The organism is Colwellia sp. 1_MG-2023, assembly GCF_030546755.1.
Lineage (GTDB): Bacteria > Pseudomonadota > Gammaproteobacteria > Enterobacterales > Alteromonadaceae > Thalassotalea_H.
In genome coordinates this window covers 245,585-264,475 of record NZ_JAUOPE010000004.1, presented here as the reverse complement: position 1 = coordinate 264,475, position 18,891 = coordinate 245,585, and the positions used below count along the sequence as shown (strand labels likewise).

At 36.2% G+C, this 18,891-nt stretch carries 21 protein-coding genes and 2 pseudogenes; 14 read left to right on the top strand and 9 right to left on the bottom strand.

Annotated features, from left to right (window positions below):
* Positions 1-26: 26 nt before the first annotated feature.
* Both Q4493_RS06645 and Q4493_RS06640 read right to left on the bottom strand, forming a co-directional pair.
* Entirely contained in the window at positions 27-332 is a 306-nt protein-coding gene (locus Q4493_RS06645; RefSeq protein ID WP_303450577.1) for a hypothetical protein, read from the bottom strand.
* Positions 333-375: 43 nt separating this feature from the next.
* Entirely contained in the window at positions 376-822 is a 447-nt protein-coding gene (locus Q4493_RS06640) for an AlpA family transcriptional regulator (RefSeq protein ID WP_303450574.1), read from the bottom strand.
* Positions 823-940: 118 nt separating this feature from the next.
* Between Q4493_RS06640 and Q4493_RS06635 the strand changes: the two genes are divergently transcribed.
* From Q4493_RS06635 to Q4493_RS06620, 5 genes and pseudogenes are all read left to right on the top strand, one after another.
* On the top strand, positions 941-1,366 hold the full coding sequence (locus Q4493_RS06635) for a hypothetical protein (protein ID WP_303450571.1): 426 nt from the start codon (positions 941-943) through the stop codon (positions 1,364-1,366).
* A 20-nt stretch (positions 1,367-1,386) separates the two neighbouring features.
* Positions 1,387-1,698 (top strand): hypothetical protein, encoded by a 312-nt coding sequence (locus Q4493_RS06630; protein WP_303450569.1) that lies wholly within the window; start codon positions 1,387-1,389, stop codon positions 1,696-1,698.
* Positions 1,699-2,013: 315 nt separating this feature from the next.
* Positions 2,014-2,520, top strand: a pseudogene (locus Q4493_RS06625) (replication initiation protein); the annotation flags it as partial.
* A gap of 12 nt (positions 2,521-2,532) precedes the next feature.
* Positions 2,533-2,628 (top strand): annotated as a pseudogene (locus Q4493_RS17740) (hypothetical protein); the annotation flags it as partial.
* A gap of 255 nt (positions 2,629-2,883) precedes the next feature.
* Positions 2,884-3,141, top strand: coding sequence for a hypothetical protein (locus Q4493_RS06620; protein ID WP_303450796.1), 258 nt, complete (start codon positions 2,884-2,886; stop codon positions 3,139-3,141).
* Positions 3,142-3,240: 99 nt separating this feature from the next.
* Here the strand turns inward: Q4493_RS06620 and Q4493_RS06615 are convergent, their stop codons facing one another.
* Entirely contained in the window at positions 3,241-3,684 is a 444-nt protein-coding gene (locus Q4493_RS06615; protein WP_303450567.1) for a hypothetical protein, read from the bottom strand.
* A gap of 933 nt (positions 3,685-4,617) precedes the next feature.
* Here Q4493_RS06615 and Q4493_RS06610 point away from each other — a divergent pair.
* From Q4493_RS06610 to Q4493_RS06605, 3 genes are all read left to right on the top strand, one after another.
* A complete protein-coding gene (locus tag Q4493_RS06610; protein WP_303450565.1) occupies positions 4,618-4,812 on the top strand; it encodes a hypothetical protein in 195 nt (64 codons plus the stop codon).
* 399 nt (positions 4,813-5,211) lie between these two features.
* Entirely contained in the window at positions 5,212-5,412 is a 201-nt protein-coding gene (locus Q4493_RS17735; protein WP_368506782.1) for a TraM recognition domain-containing protein, read from the top strand.
* A 1,321-nt stretch (positions 5,413-6,733) separates the two neighbouring features.
* The gene (locus Q4493_RS06605; protein WP_303450562.1) at positions 6,734-7,054 is read left to right on the top strand and encodes a DUF2958 domain-containing protein; all 321 of its coding nucleotides are present in this window, start codon (positions 6,734-6,736) and stop codon (positions 7,052-7,054) included.
* A gap of 33 nt (positions 7,055-7,087) precedes the next feature.
* Here Q4493_RS06605 and Q4493_RS06600 read toward each other — a convergent pair whose 3' ends face one another.
* Genes Q4493_RS06600 through Q4493_RS06590 form a run of 3 tightly spaced genes read right to left on the bottom strand, consistent with a single transcriptional unit; the run spans position 7,088 to position 11,261 of the window.
* A complete protein-coding gene (locus tag Q4493_RS06600; RefSeq protein WP_303450559.1) occupies positions 7,088-7,855 on the bottom strand; it encodes a hypothetical protein in 768 nt (255 codons plus the stop codon).
* A 40-nt stretch (positions 7,856-7,895) separates the two neighbouring features.
* Positions 7,896-10,259, bottom strand: a complete 2,364-nt coding sequence (locus Q4493_RS06595) for a S8 family peptidase (protein WP_303450555.1) — start codon at positions 10,257-10,259, stop codon at positions 7,896-7,898.
* Positions 10,260-10,283: 24 nt separating this feature from the next.
* Positions 10,284-11,261 carry an AAA family ATPase gene (locus Q4493_RS06590; RefSeq protein WP_303450553.1) on the bottom strand — a complete coding sequence of 326 codons (978 nt, stop codon included), beginning with the start codon at positions 11,259-11,261 and terminating at the stop codon, positions 10,284-10,286.
* Positions 11,262-12,295: 1,034 nt separating this feature from the next.
* On the opposite strand from Q4493_RS06590, the gene mobC reads away from it, so the two are divergent.
* Genes mobC through Q4493_RS06560 form a run of 6 tightly spaced genes read left to right on the top strand, consistent with a single transcriptional unit; the run spans position 12,296 to position 16,367 of the window.
* A complete protein-coding gene (gene mobC / locus Q4493_RS06585) occupies positions 12,296-12,667 on the top strand; it encodes a plasmid mobilization relaxosome protein MobC (RefSeq protein WP_303450551.1) in 372 nt (123 codons plus the stop codon).
* Positions 12,664-13,650 carry a hypothetical protein gene (locus Q4493_RS06580; protein ID WP_303450549.1) on the top strand — a complete coding sequence of 329 codons (987 nt, stop codon included), beginning with the start codon at positions 12,664-12,666 and terminating at the stop codon, positions 13,648-13,650. Before mobC ends, Q4493_RS06580 begins: the two co-directional genes overlap by 4 nt.
* A gap of 32 nt (positions 13,651-13,682) precedes the next feature.
* Positions 13,683-13,898 (top strand): hypothetical protein, encoded by a 216-nt coding sequence (locus Q4493_RS06575; protein WP_303450546.1) that lies wholly within the window; start codon positions 13,683-13,685, stop codon positions 13,896-13,898.
* Entirely contained in the window at positions 13,898-15,358 is a 1,461-nt protein-coding gene (locus Q4493_RS06570; RefSeq protein ID WP_303450544.1) for a type IV secretory system conjugative DNA transfer family protein, read from the top strand. Before Q4493_RS06575 ends, Q4493_RS06570 begins: the two co-directional genes overlap by 1 nt.
* A 2-nt stretch (positions 15,359-15,360) precedes the next feature.
* The gene (locus Q4493_RS06565) at positions 15,361-15,591 is read left to right on the top strand and encodes a hypothetical protein (protein WP_303450541.1); all 231 of its coding nucleotides are present in this window, start codon (positions 15,361-15,363) and stop codon (positions 15,589-15,591) included.
* Positions 15,588-16,367, top strand: coding sequence for a DnaJ family molecular chaperone (locus Q4493_RS06560; protein WP_303450539.1), 780 nt, complete (start codon positions 15,588-15,590; stop codon positions 16,365-16,367). Before Q4493_RS06565 ends, Q4493_RS06560 begins: the two co-directional genes overlap by 4 nt.
* A gap of 155 nt (positions 16,368-16,522) precedes the next feature.
* Here the strand turns inward: Q4493_RS06560 and Q4493_RS06555 are convergent, their stop codons facing one another.
* The 3 genes from Q4493_RS06555 to Q4493_RS06545 all read right to left on the bottom strand — a co-directional run bounded on the left by Q4493_RS06555 (position 16,523) and on the right by Q4493_RS06545 (position 18,563).
* The gene (locus Q4493_RS06555; RefSeq protein WP_303450537.1) at positions 16,523-16,927 is read right to left on the bottom strand and encodes a hypothetical protein; all 405 of its coding nucleotides are present in this window, start codon (positions 16,925-16,927) and stop codon (positions 16,523-16,525) included.
* A gap of 108 nt (positions 16,928-17,035) precedes the next feature.
* Positions 17,036-17,827 carry a glycine betaine ABC transporter substrate-binding protein gene (locus Q4493_RS06550; RefSeq protein ID WP_303450534.1) on the bottom strand — a complete coding sequence of 264 codons (792 nt, stop codon included), beginning with the start codon at positions 17,825-17,827 and terminating at the stop codon, positions 17,036-17,038.
* A 79-nt stretch (positions 17,828-17,906) separates the two neighbouring features.
* Positions 17,907-18,563, bottom strand: a complete 657-nt coding sequence (locus Q4493_RS06545; protein WP_303450532.1) for a nitroreductase family protein — start codon at positions 18,561-18,563, stop codon at positions 17,907-17,909.
* Positions 18,564-18,891 lie beyond the last annotated feature (328 nt).

Sequence of the window (18,891 nt, the reverse complement as noted above, 5' to 3'; positions counted from 1 at the left end):
AATTTCTTTAGAGAACTTCATGAGAATTATTTCTTCCCTGCATATTTAGGATTATTGTAAAGAACAATATGAATTATTAATCCAATTATAAAACCATTTATCGTTGCTGAAGCTATCAAATAAGAATAATCATGGCTTTCTTTAATTACTTCCCACATCGAGTTAGCAATTTCTAATATCGCTACTACCCACATAAAAGCTAACAATATCAAACAGACTTTTCCCCAGTCGCTACCGTGAGTATTTTGTCTTACTATAACGCTTCTAAAAATAAATACCGTTACAATTATTGAAAAAACAAAACCGCTGACACCATTATCGATAAAACCCATTTTACACATTCCCTCTATATTGACTTAAGCCAAAACGACTTCTTTAAATTTTCCTAATCCACTCCTGCACATCGGTTAACCGCCAACCTACATTACTCGCAGTTAGAGGAACTCTCGCCGGAAATTTTCCTTCACGCTCCAAGCGCCAGATAGTTGTTCTTGATAGCCCGGTAAGCTCTTGTACTTCTTTCGAGCGAATAATTTTATCTGCTGGTGGACTAGTACCTGATTGGTGATTTGATGAATTATTCGCCGGGGCAGTTACTTGAATATTACCTAATAAATGATTAAGCAATTGAAAGCCAAAAAACTCGGTTTGTTTTTCAGTTAGTTGAATGAACTCAATTTGATGGTTAGCTTGTAACTTAGTTATTTCAGCCAACGGACAACGCAAAAAAAGTGAGGCTTCAATAGGTGTAAATCGTTGATATAACGAGATCCCCATACTGTCTGCAAGCTCACACAAATTTGGCGTAAACGGCTTATCCATTGAGTCGTTTTAGTCCTTATTGAAATTCTTCACTATTATCAAAGTAGCGTTATATACTATTGATTTCCGTTCAATTAGCATACAAAATAAATCTTAGGATCACTAGAGAATAGTTAACATGGCATTTGCAGCACAGTTATCAAAAAAAGAAGGAAATACGCTTGAAGATCGCGTAAATAACTTCCGCTCTGTCTATGCTGCTTTTCGTGATATTCAAACTAGCCAGTCTCTTCATCAACAAGCCAAAATGCGAGATACATTAGGCTCTAAAGAAGAATTAAGCGAAGCTAATTCAATTATAAAACATAGCCTTGAACTAGCCGCAAAAGACTTTAGCCAAAGTGAACTTGATAAAGCAGAAAAGCTTGGTCTTATTTCTGATTTTGAAGCTCGCAACATTGCTGATTTATCTACGGGTAAAGACTTTAAAAATTCGCCTAATCAACAAGAAATACAAAAAAATAAAAGTCGTATAGCTGAAGCTCGCGCCTCAATGAACACTAAAAATAAAGATATGAGCAAAGACAAATCTAGAGATATCTAAAAACAAAAGGATTAATTGTAATGTTGATTTATATAGTAATAGCTATAGCTATTTTTGTAGCATTTAGGATATACACAAAAAAAACTGATGACAGCTTGCTAATGTCTTTGATTGGAACTGTTGCTGTGTATGTTGGGTACTTCGGGTTGAGTCTTACATCAGGCAATGGTCATTTCTATTTACAAAGCAAATGGGGAATAACTCATTCATTCGGTACTGATATTTTGTTCGGAGCTATTGTTCCTATTATTTGTGCATCTACATTTATATTTTTTACGATTAAAGTGATAAAAACGAAAAGAAAAAATATATCTCAAGAACATGAAAGGTAACAGTAAAGGTTGTTTATTTCTTTTAATTTCGTTTATTCCGTTTAAGCCACTTTATAAGCTTGATAACAAAGCTAAATTTAAACATTAAATATCACGCTTTTCAGGCTAAATATCACATTAATCAGGGTTAAAATCTCACTTTTCAGGTGTTAAAACACACTTTTCAGTAAATAGATTTAATTATCACTAAATTTGCTTTTATTTGATTTTTCAATAGATTATTAATACCTATTACTTAACCAACCAATAATGATTCACCAAGAAGTTACAACAATTGACTGAAACAAGTCTTTGGTTAGATGAAACGACTTTACGTCAGCCAGTTACACGCTTTCACCTGATGCTCACAGAATACTAGCGGTAGCGATATCAGCAATAGCGAAAGATGACCAAAGCTTTGTAACCTTTCGCATATATACCAAACAACTTATCGATTTTTACCCGGCACTGAAAAACGATAAAAATGCCATTGCTAGAATTGATCAAGCCACCGATTCACTCATGAGCGCCCATATCAAAATCAAACAAGCCAATGGCTGGTTAAAAAGGCATTTAATCCATTCGTGTCAATTCGTTAAAAACAACGGCCATGCCTATGTTGATATAAAGCTCAATAACGATATGTTGCCATACCTCATTGGTGTTAAAGGTTACTTTTCAGCACCAAAGTTAGAAAACATCAAACACTTTAAAAAAGACCAACACTTTAAGCTTCATGCTTACTTGTTCTCATATCTTTATCGCGGTACTACGGGCAATGTCAGCATTAAACAAATTCGCGAAATACTCGATATCGATAAAAAACAATACAAGTTGGTTTGACACCTTAAAAGCCGTTTATTACTGCCAAGTATCGAATTTATTAATGCCGTAACCGATATCAAAGTAACGATTAAAGACGTAAAACACGGTAGGCGTATTGCGGGATTTAAATTTGAAATTAATAAGAAAGTAAAACCTCAAATAACGCTAGAACAGACAGACGATAAAGCACAGCCAACAACTACCCACACAGCATTAGCTGAACAATATAAAGGAATAGGCGTAAGTACCTCAGAATTCGAGAAACTATGTAAGAAACACAGCCCAAACAACGACCAAGCTTACCTCAAGCAGCTACTTATTTATGCTCAATACCGCGCAACCAAGCAAACTATACAATCTATGTTCAAGTACTTGTGCGGAGTGTTAAACAATAAACCGCAGCTAGAAGATTTATACACGCCTAATTGCCTGTTAAAACAGAAACAAGAAAAACAAAAATTAGTTGAGGTTCATCAACAACAAACAAATGACCGTCAAACACAGGATAATGCAGATGAGTTTAAAGCGCTGTCGAAAAAAGTCGAACAGTACTTATCAAGCTGTTCTGAAAGTCAGATCCAAAAAATAAACCAAGAATTTAGCGAACAAAGTTTTGCTACCGGGCTAATCAAGCTTTGAAAAACAGTAGACTTAAGCAAAGCTTATATTAAGGCCATGTATTACCGATTTCTATTTAACAAAATAACGACACAGCTCAAATAAGGATTCGCTCGCAAGCTACTCAGGCTCTATTTGGTGACCATATTTTTCGTTTAAAAACTCAAAAAACTTATCTTTATCATTTTGTATTTCATAATCTCGAGATAAAAATTTATATTCTATATAGGCAAGTAAAACTACCGTCCCCATAAATAAAACAAGAAACACCCCAGCCCAAATAAAGTTTATTAGAGTTGAATCAGTGTTAACTAAAGAGCTTAACCAAATATTAGCAGAATCAACATTACTTAGAATTATCATAGATAAAATTAAGAAAAAATAAGAATAAAAACCTCGTCCCCTCATATATATTGTACGTATGTGATCTTCTAGAGCTTTCTCACTTTTGGAATCAATTGAGATGACTTTTCCAATATTCACCTTCACTTTTTCATTACTAAGTAATAATTCATTATCTATATATACCTTCTTTGATAACCTTTTTTTTATAAAGCTAAGCATAAAACTGTAATATCAGTTATTTGTTGGTGAATATAAACTAACAATAAATGGCTGATATTACTAACATATGATATATGGTGATTGTAGCAATTTAACCTTAGATGACTTGATTCATTAGCTGTTCAAATTATTTATACAGTTAATTACAACACTCGATTCAAAATTGTAAACACCGCTATCAACTACCAACTAACTTACCTTTACAACAAGCCAAAAGCTGGCATAAATAAAAATCTTTTTGCCAAATAAACATCCTCAATATAATAAGTTAGCAATAAATTATTATTTGCTAACTTATTTTTGATGAGCAAAAAAAAGAAGTTTTTAACCGCGATTCAAGTTGATGTTTTTAACAGCTGAATGGCAACTAATCCGCCCAAAGGCAAAAAATACCAATGATGATTAGACAAGGTGAAAGTCTATTACGACTTGGTGCCATTAACTGAGCATGAACTGGCTTCTATTGTGAAGTACATTCGAATATTGAGCAGAGATAATGACAAGGATATATAGGTTGAATCATGATTGGTGCTATTGTCATGTTTGGTAGCGATATTACGTATAAATAAGACTTAAAGATTGAATACATCTACCAAGCATTAACCGCGTATTAAACAGTAAATCATGCAACCGTTAAACACTTGCCATAAGCACTGCCAATTTCCACTGCATATGCACGGCCATATTACCTACTAAATTTTTAAAATGTTACACGCTACTCGATGGCTGAAAAGATCCCGGCATAAATTCAAACTAAAGCAGTTTTTACGTAAATTGAATAAACACCTACCCACACACGCCTTAAAAAAACATGGCTATTTAGTCGCATCATCATGAAGTGGTAAAAGTGAGTTAATCAAGCTATTAGTTTATCGAGAACTAATCAAGCCTAAGCCTCAAGAAGCAATAATTCTGCTAGATCCTCATGGTGATATGGCACAAGAAATTGCGCAGTTTAACGAGTTTAGCCAAACGCAATACGTTAGCCGATTAGTATTTATCAACCCAAGTTTAAGGCAAGCTTATTCACCCAGCATTAACCCATTTCAACTTGAAAATAAAACAGAGCAAAATATTGCCTTAATGACACAAGAGCTACTGAGCATTATTAAAGTGCTTTTACAATGAAGCTGACAAGCAAGTACAGGCAGCCAAAGCCAGTGAGCCAGTACAACAAACCAAATGGACGCTATTTTAAGCCCATGTATTGCCACGCTGTTACGTATAGAAAATAGCTCGTTCTCCGACTTACAGCGCTTTATGGACGATAATAACAATACTGATTTGCTTGCACTGGGGCAACAATCGCCGAACCCACAGCACAGGCTGTTATTTAGGCATAAATTCAATAGTCCGTTATTTAGCGCCACTAAACACGGTATATATACCCGCTTACAAGTGATATTAAACGATCCAACATTTCAAAACCTAATCTCAAACACCACTACCGTACATCTAAAGCAGCTAATTGAGGCAAAGAAAATCATTTTGTTCAAGCTCTCACTTGGGAATGCCTGAAGTGATAGCGTGCAAGCATACGGACGCTTTATTGTTGGTTTGCTGCGAATTATTGCCCTGCAAAGAACCAACATAGCAGTACACAAACGCGTACCAATACTGCTGTTTATTGATGAGTTCCAAAACTTCATTTCTAGCGATATAGAAAAGGCACTCACACAGCTAAGAAAGTACGGTTTACACTTAATGCTAGCGAATCAATATGTATGACAACAAATATCATCAGCACTGCAAAAAACGCTATTTGCATCAGGCGTTACAATTGCCGGAAAAAATGAAAAGAAGAGTTTAGGGTTACTAGCTAATGAAATGGAACTTACAGTTGACGAACTTAAACAGCTAAATACTGGGGAGTTTTACCTGCAAGTAGCAAACTACCCACCGATTAAAATTAATACACCTAAGTACCTGCTATGAAGCAAAAACGCTATGCCATCAAAGCATCGGTATAACTTGGTAAAACAAAACTTACAACGTTATTACAGCAAACTTAAACCACACGATGCTCATAGTGATTTAACGCACGAGATTAACAATCAAAAACATAATCAATATTATGTGAACCAGCAACAAATAAGCCCGAATACCCAACTCGAAAACTTACACAGTAAATACCAAATTAAATGAGACTAACCGAAAAGCAGATCATTATTTTAGAAGCCTTGGCTCGCTTTAAATATTTAACCAGTCAACAGTTACAAATCATATTTAACAGTAAAAGTACCAGTGCCATAAACACTGCAATTAGAAGTTTAAAAAGCTTCAAATACCCACTAGTCAAAAGTCTGAGCTTTGGCATAACGCCATGACACGGTAAATTGCCACACATTCATTTTTTAACGTCAGCGGGTATTAAAGTTTTGGTAGAGCAGTTATCGATACCACTACATAAAATATATGCGCCTACGCACAGGAACAGCTTTTTTCAGCGTGATTACTTTCATCGTATATCAACCATTACCTTCAATATCTTGTTTCAGCGCTGGCTAATTAACCAAGGGCATCAACTGTATTTTTTCAAAAGCTATTTCAACAGGCCAAAACATGAAAACGGCCACAAAGCCGAAACGGTAATAACAAACTGAGAATACAAATCAGAACCCGATGTCATCGGTTTATATTTCGCTAATACACAGCCACATTTATTTTTGTTTGAACAACACAATGGTGTAGATGCAAAACGCGCGATAAATCAAATGATTCACCATTGTTACGGCCTAGCCAATGGCGCAGCATCTGAACAGTTTAAACTGAATAAGCCTGTAAAAATTTACTATGCATTTGAATACGAAAGTTGTTTGAGAGCGGTACTCAAGCATTTTGAAAACGATAAATGACTCATGAAATTTAAAAGTCATTTTTACTTAAAAACGAATCAATCGCTACTAAGCAACTTTGCTGATAATTGGCACATGCCATGATCAGAAAACACGATACAGTTTTGCTCTCAGCAATAAGTAAATTTCGTTGTTCTTAGCCTTAAAAACTAAGGGCAACGGCATGTTTACTTATTGCAAAAAAGGAGCAATTTATGTCGCACTTAGCCACACCTGAGTTTAAAAAACTATTCGAAAAGTACCCGTTTTACTCGCAAGAAAATAGCAGTGACCCGCTAGTAATAGCTAAACTTTTTGACGCTTACGGCAGCGCTACTTGGTATATCACCGAATATAGCCCAATAGAAAACACCGCTTTTGCGTATATTACTGGCCTAGCTCATGACGAATGGGGTTACGTGTCATTAACAGAGCTTGAAAGCATCATGTTTGCGTCACAAGTGCCAAGAATTGAACGAGATGTGCATTTCAAATCAGTTAAATTTAGTGAGCTGAAGTTAAATAAGGCATGTTGACTTTAAAGACCAAGGTAACTTGGTCTTTAAATTTTATATATCACCTTCTGGTGACTCCATAAATGAATATCGAGCGAGATCACTAATCAAATAATTGATAGCGAAACTACTATTTGAGTTAACTAAAACGAATGGCCGAATGATAAATAAATTTATAAAACTAATAGACATGTAGCCACACCAAAACAGCAGCAAAAAACTAAACATACCCCACGACAAAACAGCAGAATAAAACTCTGAAGTAATATATTGCCAAATCTCAGCAGGATTAGTTTTTATGCCGGTTTTCGTGACCATCAATAAGACTATAATACTTAACAAACAAATGAAGAGTGACAATATCCGAGGTTTTGCTTCTGAGTTGTATAGAAAGCGGCGAAAATAGTAGCCTAAATTATCTGGCGTAAATGGACGATAGCTTTGGAGTTGTTCCTGTAAATAGTTGATATTTTTTAGAGCTTCATAGTTAGTTGAGCCGATTGAAGCTGTTAGTTGCCTTAAATATTTTGCTTTGAGTATTTTTAGGTCTTCAAGCTTATGATCATCTATGACTTGTTTCAGATACGTAGAAAGGTTGTGTTCATAACGGCTCCTAGCTGGCCTAGCAAACAACCCAAAAATCACCATAAAGATTATCATTAGCGGTGTATTAACAATCCAGTGCTCAATTGCGATAAGGTAGCCAATTGCAGCAGCAATACAGATACTAAAAAACAAGAAAGCTGCCGCTATTAGATCGAAGTGCTTAAGATTTATCGTCGTATATAAGTACTTCTTTGCAATGCGAGTAATCTCTTCCATGAATTGTCCTAAAAAGAAACTAAATATTCTCTAGCTTCTATCACTGGTTAACTTTAGCTCTTTGTTTAACTTGTTCGCGAGCTTTTAGTTTTTCAGATATTTGTTGATATAGCTTGGCTTCTTCATTTTCTCGGTCTGTGATAGATATAGCTAAAGCATAACTTTCCTCATCAGCAACCAGATTCTGAGCCCAAGGTTGATCTTGTCTTGTAACCACTAAGAATAGTTTTCTTGGTTTATTAAATTGGTTGAATGTCCATGTACTAGACTGAAGCGTTCCTCGACTTCTATCGTCTTGTGTTATATCGCGCTTATTCCCATCACTCTCGCTAATAGATTTAATTTGTTTTTTATTGTCGTTATTAAAAGCTTTAGCAACCGACTCTAATGATTCGCCGTTAACTAAATGAAATTTCATTTTAGTAGCGAGGTATTCTAATCTTGTAGTACGAACAGATGGGCTATAAGCAAGGCTGGCCGTAATGGTTCTCGTCGCTTTACCTTTGCGAAAATAATCATAAGGAATCGGTATTTCAAAAAATTGATGTTTATCGTTTTCAATTTTTTCTTCACTAATTAAAACAACATGCTCTTCTGAAGACTTGAATAAACTATCTTCATCGACAACCCCGTACCCCGCTACACGTCTCATTTGCTCTTTTGTTTCAAACGTAGATGTTATTTCGTGTGTAACATTTGCATGATTTGCTAGTAATGCCCTAAGTAAGTTCGCCGACGCTTGTGGGTAGTTGTTCAACAACCTACCTGCTAAGTGAGCGATATATGGTGCAGAAAAACTGGTTCCGCTAAATTCACTCAGCAATGTACTTCCTAGCGGGTTATGATTTAGAGTTACAACGCCGAGATGCTTGGAAATTTGATTCCAACCTTGACCTTCTCTTCTTGCTGGAATAGCAAAGTTACCGCCATGGGCTAGCAATTCAGGCTTTAAAGCCGATTTGCTATTTTGGCTACTTCTAGAGAATGGCGAAATTTGGCCTTCATTCGCTACGTGTAATTCGTTGATTTCACCTTGCTGCTGATATCTACGCTCCGCGTAGGTCATAGTATGCTTAGCAAAAGAGCCAACGGTTAACACGTTGGCTGCTGGCGCTGGATCAATTAAAGCAGCATCTTCAGACAAAAGGTAAGATGGGTAATCATCGCGCCAATTATTTATAATTTCAGAGCCATTATAATTACCAGAAGATACAACAATTAAAATATCTAATTTTCTAGCCAGCTCATCCAAAGTAACTGCCATGCCTGATATATGGCTATGCTTATAAGGTGCATTTAGGTTACCTAAAGATAAATTATAAATACGGCATCCATATTCTTCATGAAAATAGGTAATTGCATCGATGAGCGTTGTTTCTATAGTTTTTTCATCAAATACTGGTTCGCCATTCTCGTCCTGAGTTAAGACTTTACCACTGAGTAGCCATAGCTCACGAGTCCACTCATTGGCCTCAATCCTTTCTTCTAAATCACCAAATAATGCTACACCAGCTACAGCTGTGCCATGACCTACAGTATCTGTAGCATCTTCACCGCTAATAAAGCTTTGTGAATCACCTACAGCACCTTGTAACAAGATATGATTTGCATTTATTCCGCTATCCAATACGCAAATTTTGCTTGCATCATCAGGTAATTCATTTAGCTGAGGGGGCAGTGCATTAACATCAATATTTAGCTGAGAGAACTCAATACCTGTTCTTGGGGGTAAGTCTACCTGCCTAATGTCTTTATGATTTAAAAGACTTTCAGCATGATCTGAATTGACAATGAGACGAAACATTACAAGACTATCGCGGTTAACTTTATCAAGCTTTTGTATGTTCGATGAATTTAGCCACGCTTCGAAATCTGCAATTAAGTTATTTCTTTCTCCACTGCCTGTTTCACCAACTGGCCACAGTTCAACATCAAGTCTAAAAGTTTCTTCTGTAGGGAAGCCGAATTGATGTAACGCCCAACTTTTCCTATCTTCAGCACTCCAAGCATCTATCTGATCTATCGCAAATAGTAAGTTTGTATAAGTTACATGCTCACCTTCGACTAACCTTGCTAATCTGCTATTAAACTCATTGAGCTGTTGTTCATCTGCAAAAGCAAGGTAAACCGTTTCATCTTCTTGAGCAATTATCGAAATACCATGCTTAGTGATATCTTCGAAACTCATTTTTTCGGTTAGTTTTATTTTAATAAGATTTCGAGAATTATTACCGCCAACTTGTGATGCAATGGCCTCTTGAAAAGAAATAACTTGGTCTTGTAATTTTTGACCATGCCCTTTTGGATCATCGCATTTAATTTTTGAGCCAAAACCACCGCGAGATCTTCTAGGCGTTAATGGTACTTCCTTAGAAAAAGAAAGATGAGGATACGCTCCTGCCATACTACATTCCTTTGCTTACTTTATTTATTTTATTCGGCTTTCCAATGCGAATGCATGGTTTAACATTCTCACACTTAAAAACTCTTTTTGTTTCAGTATCATTCGTTTAACAGCACGCCTAATAATACGCTCAATGATTGCTGGCGACTTGCCGTCAAATATAGAGTGAAGTTCAGGGCAATCTAAATCAAATTCCCTTCTTACACCGCGAAGTTTAAGCTGTAATAAGTTTTGAAGCTGTTTCTTGTTAAGTACTGGAAATTCTACTAACTCGTCAAAACGACGCCAAATAGCGCTATCAAGAATTTGATCATGGTTGGTCGCAGCAATAATGATGCTTTGACCATCGTATGAATCCATCATCTGAAGCACGGCATTGACAACACGCCTTAGTTCGCCGTGTTCGGAACCATCATCGCGCTCTTTTCCGAGTGCATCAAACTCATCAAAAAGCACAACAAGCTTATGCTTTGCAATGAAATCAAAAACCTTTCTAAGGTTTGCTGCTGTTTCACCGAGAAATGATGATACTAGTGAGTCCAACCGAACAATTGCAAGAGGTCTATTCAATTCATAAGCGATAGCCTCAGCCGAGAGTGTTTTACCACAACCAGGAGGGCCGAAAAAAAGTACTTTTTCAGCGGGCATCATGCCATAACTTCTTAGTACATCTTCCCGTCTATACTCTTCTAATACGTTTTCAATAACTTCTAACGTGCTTTGTTCTAACACAAGTTCATCGATAGAGCGGTTAGCTTGCTTAATGTCTATTAAGGCCACACCGCTTTCTTTATCAACAGGAGCTTCTGGTAAAATACTATGAACCGTAGAACTTGAAGGCGCGCGTTCACCGTATAATATTCGTTCTAAGTCATTAGCTAATAAATTATGTTGCTTCTGCCTTTCTTCTTTTATTAATTGTTCAGTAGCACTTCTAAATGCTGTAGGGTCACCAGAAGCACCAGATTGAACAAGTAATCTCAATAATTTCCCACTAGCCATAATCCACCCCTAGTCACTTTTCCATAAATGACAAATAACAAAACATGTTATTTTCTTAGTATTAACTATACGGATTGTACCCCATTACAGGCAATAAAGCATTGCTTTTCAACGGGGGTGATTAACGAGTACCGATATACTTCTCGTATGGCCTTTCAATCAAATAAATCAATTTTACAAAGCTCTTTTAAGGGCTTTTTCTTTTATTTAACCTTGGTTGAAAAAGCCTCTTAAAACTTCGGCAATTAAAATTAATTTTGAAAATATTCTCAGGTGCTTATAGTGAGGTCACAATTTTTTCAAAATAAATTTGAGTTTCCTCAGAGCATTGTGATTGATTTATAGGATTAATCGTCCTGTTTTATTTATTAAGTTTTTTACTATGAAAACTGAATTACAACAATATGCAGATAGGTTTGAAGCTGATGTTTTAGCGTTTGGAGATTTATCAAGCAGTGAGTTCGTTAAACAAATAATTAGTGAACATTGAGCACTTAGTATTGATGAAGAGTTTGATGCAATTACCGATTACTTTAGTTGTATAGAAATTCAACATTACAGCAATGAACATTATAGTTATTTTGAAATTTGCTTAGGCTGTGGTTGACCTAATATTTATTTGAACGTGAATACGAGATGGGAAAGCGTTGAGTACATGATCTCTTGGTGAGGTGAAAATGTCACTAAAGATTTAAGTTATTTATTTTATTCAATTGAAGAAATTTATAACTTAAGTGCTTACAGCTAGTAAGCATTTTACGCTCAGTTTTAACTGGGCGTTTTTTGCTCTAGATGCAATTGTTAGCGTAAAAATTTACCTATCTGCCGTTACCATGCCAACAGGTTAGCACGTCATTTCTTGATACTTACTAACCCGCTCTCACAATTTGAAAAGCTTAATTTTTCTACTATGCTGATGTGTGATGGCAAGATTGCAAGTTGGTAACCGACTGTACCAATTACTCTCTTGCTAGGGCTAGCCCTAGAACCCATAAGGGAGCGCCCTTAACCCCGTTACTTTGAGGGACAGGTGTATGGTAAGCGAAAAACGAAAGCGATATTTAGATGAATATATTGATAAGCGAAAGCGAGTCAATATTAGCTTATCCGCTGATGAATTTTCTAAAATCAGCTATCTTGCCGACCTTAACAATACCAAACCCACCTCATTTATTGCACAACTCGTTCAACACCATTTAAACAAATCACCATTTATTTCATCGCAGCTGCAAGATGAAATAAAAGAGATGAAATTTTTGCTTCGCAATGTAGCCAATAATATTAACCAAATTGCTCACCGTTCAAATACATTAAAGGTAATGGTTGATGAACGCGACTTGTTAATGGAGCTAAAAAAGCTTGAAGATGGCATTGCTTCCTTTATTCAAAAGGAAGCAGAAAAATGATCATAAAATCGATGAGCCGCAAACACCGCACTTTTTCTCAGCTATACCATTACATGAAAGATGGCTCATCGCGCAGTAGTAAATACGATTATTTTTCGCATAATATTTATTCACGAAAAGACCAAGATATCATCAATGAATTTGTTGCCAACTCTCGTAAGGTTAAAGCGCGTAAAAATGGTAATTACCTATTTCATGAAGTGATTGCCATTACTAAATCTAAACAGCTAACGCTTGAGCAAGAAAAAGAACGCCTATTCGATATAGTTCGCAACTATGTTGATATGCGTTGCAAAAACAATTTGGTTGCTGGCTATATGCATGATGAAAAAGACATTAACGTGCATTTTCATTTAATGATCAGCAGTAACGAGCTGGATGCCTTTAAAAATCAGCGTTTAACCAAGTTCGAATTTGATAAGGCTAAAAAGCAGTTAGAGCGTTACGTGATTGAAAAATACCCTGAGCTTGAGCAAGACATCATTATGAATGCTAAAGCTGAACAGAGGAAATCACGCGAATCGAATAAAGCAGCAGAAGTAAAGCGCAAAGGTGGCCGCTTAGAAAAAAAAGAGCATATGGTAAAAACACTCAATAACATTTTTGCCAATAGCCCTACCATGAATGAGTATTTTACTCAGCTTGAAAAGCAAAATATTGAAATGTATAACCGAGGCAGTGCCATTGGTTTTATAAACAAAACCGATGGCAAAAAATATCGGTTAAAAACGTTGGCACTTGAAGAGCAATTTAAGCAAGTTGATTCGTTACTTCAACAGGGTGACAAAGCTAAGCAACAAACCAAAGTTGATGAATCAGAAAAACAGCAAAAAAATGATAAGCAAGAAACTCGCAGTGATGCGGATTCAATAAAAGAAAAAGCTGTTGAGCAAAATAAAGCGGATATAAAGAAAGCTAGGAATGCTCAACAAAAGTCGGCTAATGCCAAGAGCAAGAATAAAGATAAAGGCTTTGAACGTTAGTTACTTAAAAACTAAAAATAGGTAGGTAGAAAATGGATATATTAGGGTTTTTTGATGGTTTATTTAGTGCCTTTTCTGCCGCGCGTTCGGGCAAAAATATTGATGATGAACAAAGTAAAAAATCATCATTAATTGAGCAGGGTAACAACCAAAAAAATACGTTGGCCGCTCAATCACATAAAGCAAAAATTAAAAAGGCTAGGGAAAAACAGTCTAAAAGCAAACAATTTGAAAAGGATATGGGCTAGTGTCAAAAATTATCAAAGATACCTTTTCAGGCTTATTTAAGATTGGCTCGCTCGTCGCTAAAAATAAGTTGTTAATAAAGGAAACAGGCGCAAGGTTTGCGACAACCAAAGAGCTAGCTTCTATTTTTTCCGGCCGAAATAAAGGCTTATTGATTGATGGGCAAAACAGCCGTATTTCTCAAAAAGATTCATATGAACATGTTGCAGTAATTGCTAAGCCCGGTAGCGGCAAAACAACAGTGTTTATTATTCCTAACATTTTTGAGCTTTCAAATTCTGCTTGTTCAATGATTGTGAACGATCCCAGCTCAGAAGTTTACCAACTTACAAGTGGGCATTTGAAAGCACAAGGTTATAGGGTTGTAAAATTAAGTCCTGATGACTTAGTGTCATCTTCTCGATTTAATCCCTTTGCGGGTTTAGATGCTCGCCATACTATAGAAATAGAGCAAGTATGCGCTGCAATCATAATGTCAAAGTACAGCAATGATAAAGAGCAACTTTGGAATGATGGTGCGATTTCAATTATGGAAATATTGGCTAAATGTTTAGCTTACAGCCAACCGCATAAGCTTAACCTTGTTGAGCTGAATTCGTTAGTGCAGCGCTTTGGTAGTGATGGCTCTGGTTTAGATGATTGGGTAGCTGAAAATGCGGTTAATCCACATTACCCAAAAGATAAAAGTTTGGTTGAATCATGGATTGGCTTAACAACCAGTAATGAAAAAATGCTCAGTAGCTATGTCACTATCTGTAAAACAGCATTAAAGCAATTGAACAACCCACAAGTGCGAGAGTTATTAAGTTCAGACACGCTAGAGCTAGAGAGTATTCGCCAACAAAAAACGATTGTTTACTTAAATTTCCCAGAGTCACAACAAGCTTATTATCAGTTCATTATCGATGTATTTTACGCTCGTCTTTTCGCTGAAGTAATGAAAGCGAAACCCACAAAGCATGAATTAGATATATTCGCTTTCTTAGATGAGTTTGGTAATTCTTACATTCATAATTTTAATACCATTATCACCAATGTTCGAAAGTACCGAGTATCATTATCTTTGGTTTTTCAGGGTATATCTCAACTAGAAGATAAATATGGCGAACAACGGGCAAAAGCAATAAAAGCTGGTATTGGCAGCTCGTTAATATTTAAAGGCGGTGATTTAGATACTAATGAAGAGTTTGTAAAGATAATTGGTAAGCGAGTGATCTCGCAACGAGAAAATTTCACAAGTGTTGTGCAACATTATAACGAACTCGATTTATTATCTTCAGGGCAACTCAGAACATTGGCTGATAACCAAGCGGTTTATATTTCAAAACATTACCAACCAACCATCGTTGAGACAGTTAACTTTTTTAATCATTCCCGTTATGCTCGTTTAGCCAAAAAAGAACCAGCACAATGTAGCGAACAGTCGGTTAGAATTGAATTCGACACCAAATTAAGGATATAGCAATGAATACGGATACTATGGTGTTTTTAGGTATATTTTGGTTTGCTGGTCTATTTATTGGTTGGTTTTTCCGAAATGGTATTTCGATTTGGGGTATTCTAGTACTTTGCTTTTTAGCCCCTGTTTTTACAATTGTTTCAACTATTGACTGGTGGCCGCTGACATTATCATTTGTAGTTGGGCTGCTAATACATACATGGAAACCGCTTTATAGGAAATTACAAGAACTATGACAGAGTTGTTATTTGGTGCGGCAGGTTTAATTTTTCTAGGCTACATCGTAGGTAAACTGTTTAAAAAATTTAATCCGTTTCTGATGGTATTCGGGGCGATTATCATCCTAAGTTTTTATCCAGTATTCATGCAAATGGAGTATAGAGACTTAGCAACGGTTTGTTTTGTTGTAGGTATTATTCTGAATTTTGAACAACCCGTAACTAAATTCAAGTACTGGATTAGTGACTTATTTGGAACACTTAGTTTTCGTCGCGCAAGAGCTGGATATGTCGCCGATATAGAACAGCAAAAGGAGCAAGCAGAAGCTGAGCTATATCGTCAAAAGCAAGAAGTTGAAGAAGAACTAAGGCGACAAAAACAACAAGCTGAACAAGACATTGAACGCCAACGCAGAGAAGCTGAAGAGGCAATTCGTCGGGAAGCTGAAAACCTAAAGCGAGAGCAAGAAAGAACGCGTTCAAATCGTAAGAATAGTCAAAGTAATCAAGACTATTCTAGACAAGAAAATACCCAAGATGGACAAAATCAAAGCCACTCAAATGGTGCCGATTCAGGTCATTTAAATCCACAATACTTTCCAGACGCATGCGAAATTTTGGGAAAAGGCCAAGGTTGTTCACTTAAAGAATATAAAATTGCCTATATGCAACTGATCAAACTTTACCATCCAGACAAAATTGCTAGCTTATCTGGTACTAGGAAAGCCCAAGCAGAAAATGAAGCAAAATTAATCAATGCTGCTTGGGATACAATTAAGAAAAAACTTAGGTAATTAAAGCTAAGAGGCACTTCTCAAGCACCGATTCTATGAACAACTAATATCAATATATAATACATTGCTGTTTGACACACAAAATAAAACATATGATCGGCTATTAACCAACTATAAAACCCTACAAACAGCAACCCAAGCAGACATAATATATATCAGGCAACTCTACCAGAGTATTCATTGGTTAAAGAGGTCAACCATGCTCTGGCCTCGCTTGTAGAGTAAAACCCCTTACAATTCTGTAGTCTTATTGTGGGGCAATATTTTCTAAGCATACTACAAATCAATGAACTCCTTTTTACAAATGCTTTTCCAGTCATTCCTTTTGTAATAACCCATTGATTTAATTTCTCCAGCTCTTCAAATGCTTCTGGTGTTCCCCCTTCAACCTGAGTTATATCTACGCATAAGCTAAAACTTGACTTGTTCAAAGAGGTTATGACTTTCTTAAGTGTATCGGCATATTTTTTTGCGCCGATACAGTAAAACGCGCCTTTTAGTTTAATTTCAATAATCTTATCTTGAGTTGATATTTCAAACTCACCATGTTGATTAAACATTGTCGCTCTCCCGTTTTGAACAATAAACAGAGACAATTTACTACTTCTAGTACAGCGTTCTCTGTATGTTAAGCTTTAGCTTACACGGTTCCCTATGGAAAATAGTCACTACCCAAGGTAGTGACTATTTTCCTTTAACCATTGTAAAGTTACTGCGTCCACATCTAGGTTTTCTCGGCAAACTTTATAGTCTAATTCTGCTATAACCTGGTTGCCAAACCTCAAACTATCAAGGGTAGCCAATTGTTCTTGAGAAAACATTTCAGATACATCTTTACGCATCAATAACACCGCCTTGTCAACTGTACCTAATAACCCTTCCGGTTCAGTTAATTCACGTATATTGTGTTTGTAATGTAGAAACTGCGGTTTCCATAAAGGAACAACAAACCACTTGCTACCTGCAACATTTTGTTCAAAGGTTGTAAAACAATCTTCTTCAGTTCCGGTAAAAAACTCATACCCAAGATCATTTAAGTGATAATGTTTTACGATGCTTTGTGAAAACCTTGAAATCCCGGCACCTTGATTAATTCCTTGGATTTTTTTTACCATTTTTAAACTTACACTTGGCTTTTTTAAATCTTCAACTGTATTTACTTCCGATGCAGGAATATATTCAGGTACACCCCAAAGCGCATATGGTTCATAATGTAGCCCCAATTCTATTAGTGGAACAGTTTTTTCTACTTCTGCTTTGTAGCCACCGTGGCTTGATGGTAACCAAGCTGATGCTAGTAAACCAACATCACCTTGTTTAAGCTTCTCAAAGTTTTGTTCGTGTGGTGAGTACACTCTTTCCACTTCAAAACCAAACCTCTCTATAATGTGCCCTAATAAAGAGGCCGCTACGCGATGAAATGAAAGATCCGTAACACCAATTGTGATTTTCTTAGTCATGCTTTTTTCCTTTTCCCTTAATTTTCGGCTGATAAACATATACGCAATAAAAATTATTTAAATATGCTTCCTTTTGGTATTACAAGATTTGTATCACCTGTTCTTGAGCTAATCTCGATTTTGGCAACGGATAGTTATAGTCCTGCTTAGGGTCTTTGTACCCTATAGCTAGTCCAACTTCACAAATATACCCATCAAGCTCACTGCTAAATTCTTTGGCTATCGCCTCACTGTCAACACCCTCCATTGGTGTCGAATCAATTTTTAGTCGTGCTAAAGTATGCAATGTGTTGCCAAGGGCAATATATGTTTGTGCTTTCGTCCACGCTCTATTATCACCGCTTTCATCTGTATTCAAATCAACAAAAGCGAAACCTCCAAAGGCTTGGTCACGGTTTTCCAATGCTACACGCTTATCTTTAATACTTTGGTCTACTACTTTGGCATAGTCATCACGTGTATAACGCGGGTTGTGTGCAAATAAAATAATATGGGAACTGTCGAATACATGTTTCTGGTTAAATTGAAAGTTTTCTTCAAAAGTTTTATGCATTCTTTCTTTGGCTGTATCACTTTCGATAATTATAAACTTCCACGGTTGCGAGTTTATACTCGAGGCAGATAACCGCATGGCCTCAAGAATAACATTTAAGTTTTCCTTTGAAATTTTACGACTACTATCATAATGTTTCGTTGTATATCGACCATTGAGATCTGTAATTATTTGGTGTTCCATAATATTTCCTGTTAATAATTGTATTTTCTAGACTCAATATAAATTATGACCATCTATTTTATTTAGGAAACAGTGTTCATTTTGAATCATTTTCAAAAAATATTAGATAAAATGCTTACGCTATCGAGAGCTAACTAATAGTTAAGCTTAAGTTTTGGGTAACAGCCAAAAGCAAACACAGTGACGTTGCTGGCAAACTATAAAATTAGAGATTGAACCTTGTTGCACCCAATCGGGTATGAGCTAATGATATGGCTGTTCTGGTAGCTAGCGGAGGCCGGATGAAGATAGCCATTGTTATGGGCTTATTTTCGTTACACTATTGGTT

Bases quoted from the DNA above. Each gene is read 5' to 3' on its own strand.
- Q4493_RS06645 (WP_303450577.1), bottom strand. From the start codon at position 332: ATGGGTTTTATCGATAATGGTGTCAGCGGTTTTGTTTTTTCAATAATT.
- Q4493_RS06640 (WP_303450574.1), bottom strand. From the start codon at position 822: ATGGATAAGCCGTTTACGCCAAATTTGTGTGAGCTTGCAGACAGTATG.
- Q4493_RS06635 (WP_303450571.1), top strand. From the start codon at position 941: ATGGCATTTGCAGCACAGTTATCAAAAAAAGAAGGAAATACGCTTGAA.
- Q4493_RS06630 (WP_303450569.1), top strand. From the start codon at position 1,387: ATGTTGATTTATATAGTAATAGCTATAGCTATTTTTGTAGCATTTAGG.
- Q4493_RS06615 (WP_303450567.1), bottom strand. From the start codon at position 3,684: ATGCTTAGCTTTATAAAAAAAAGGTTATCAAAGAAGGTATATATAGAT.
- Q4493_RS06610 (WP_303450565.1), top strand. From the start codon at position 4,618: ATGGCACAAGAAATTGCGCAGTTTAACGAGTTTAGCCAAACGCAATAC.
- Q4493_RS06605 (WP_303450562.1), top strand. From the start codon at position 6,734: ATGTCGCACTTAGCCACACCTGAGTTTAAAAAACTATTCGAAAAGTAC.
- Q4493_RS06600 (WP_303450559.1), bottom strand. From the start codon at position 7,855: ATGGAAGAGATTACTCGCATTGCAAAGAAGTACTTATATACGACGATA.
- Q4493_RS06595 (WP_303450555.1), bottom strand. From the start codon at position 10,259: ATGGCAGGAGCGTATCCTCATCTTTCTTTTTCTAAGGAAGTACCATTA.
- Q4493_RS06590 (WP_303450553.1), bottom strand. From the start codon at position 11,261: ATGGCTAGTGGGAAATTATTGAGATTACTTGTTCAATCTGGTGCTTCT.
- mobC (WP_303450551.1), top strand. From the start codon at position 12,296: ATGGTAAGCGAAAAACGAAAGCGATATTTAGATGAATATATTGATAAG.
- Q4493_RS06580 (WP_303450549.1), top strand. From the start codon at position 12,664: ATGATCATAAAATCGATGAGCCGCAAACACCGCACTTTTTCTCAGCTA.
- Q4493_RS06575 (WP_303450546.1), top strand. From the start codon at position 13,683: ATGGATATATTAGGGTTTTTTGATGGTTTATTTAGTGCCTTTTCTGCC.
- Q4493_RS06565 (WP_303450541.1), top strand. From the start codon at position 15,361: ATGAATACGGATACTATGGTGTTTTTAGGTATATTTTGGTTTGCTGGT.
- Q4493_RS06560 (WP_303450539.1), top strand. From the start codon at position 15,588: ATGACAGAGTTGTTATTTGGTGCGGCAGGTTTAATTTTTCTAGGCTAC.
- Q4493_RS06555 (WP_303450537.1), bottom strand. From the start codon at position 16,927: ATGTTTAATCAACATGGTGAGTTTGAAATATCAACTCAAGATAAGATT.
- Q4493_RS06550 (WP_303450534.1), bottom strand. From the start codon at position 17,827: ATGACTAAGAAAATCACAATTGGTGTTACGGATCTTTCATTTCATCGC.
- Q4493_RS06545 (WP_303450532.1), bottom strand. From the start codon at position 18,563: ATGGAACACCAAATAATTACAGATCTCAATGGTCGATATACAACGAAA.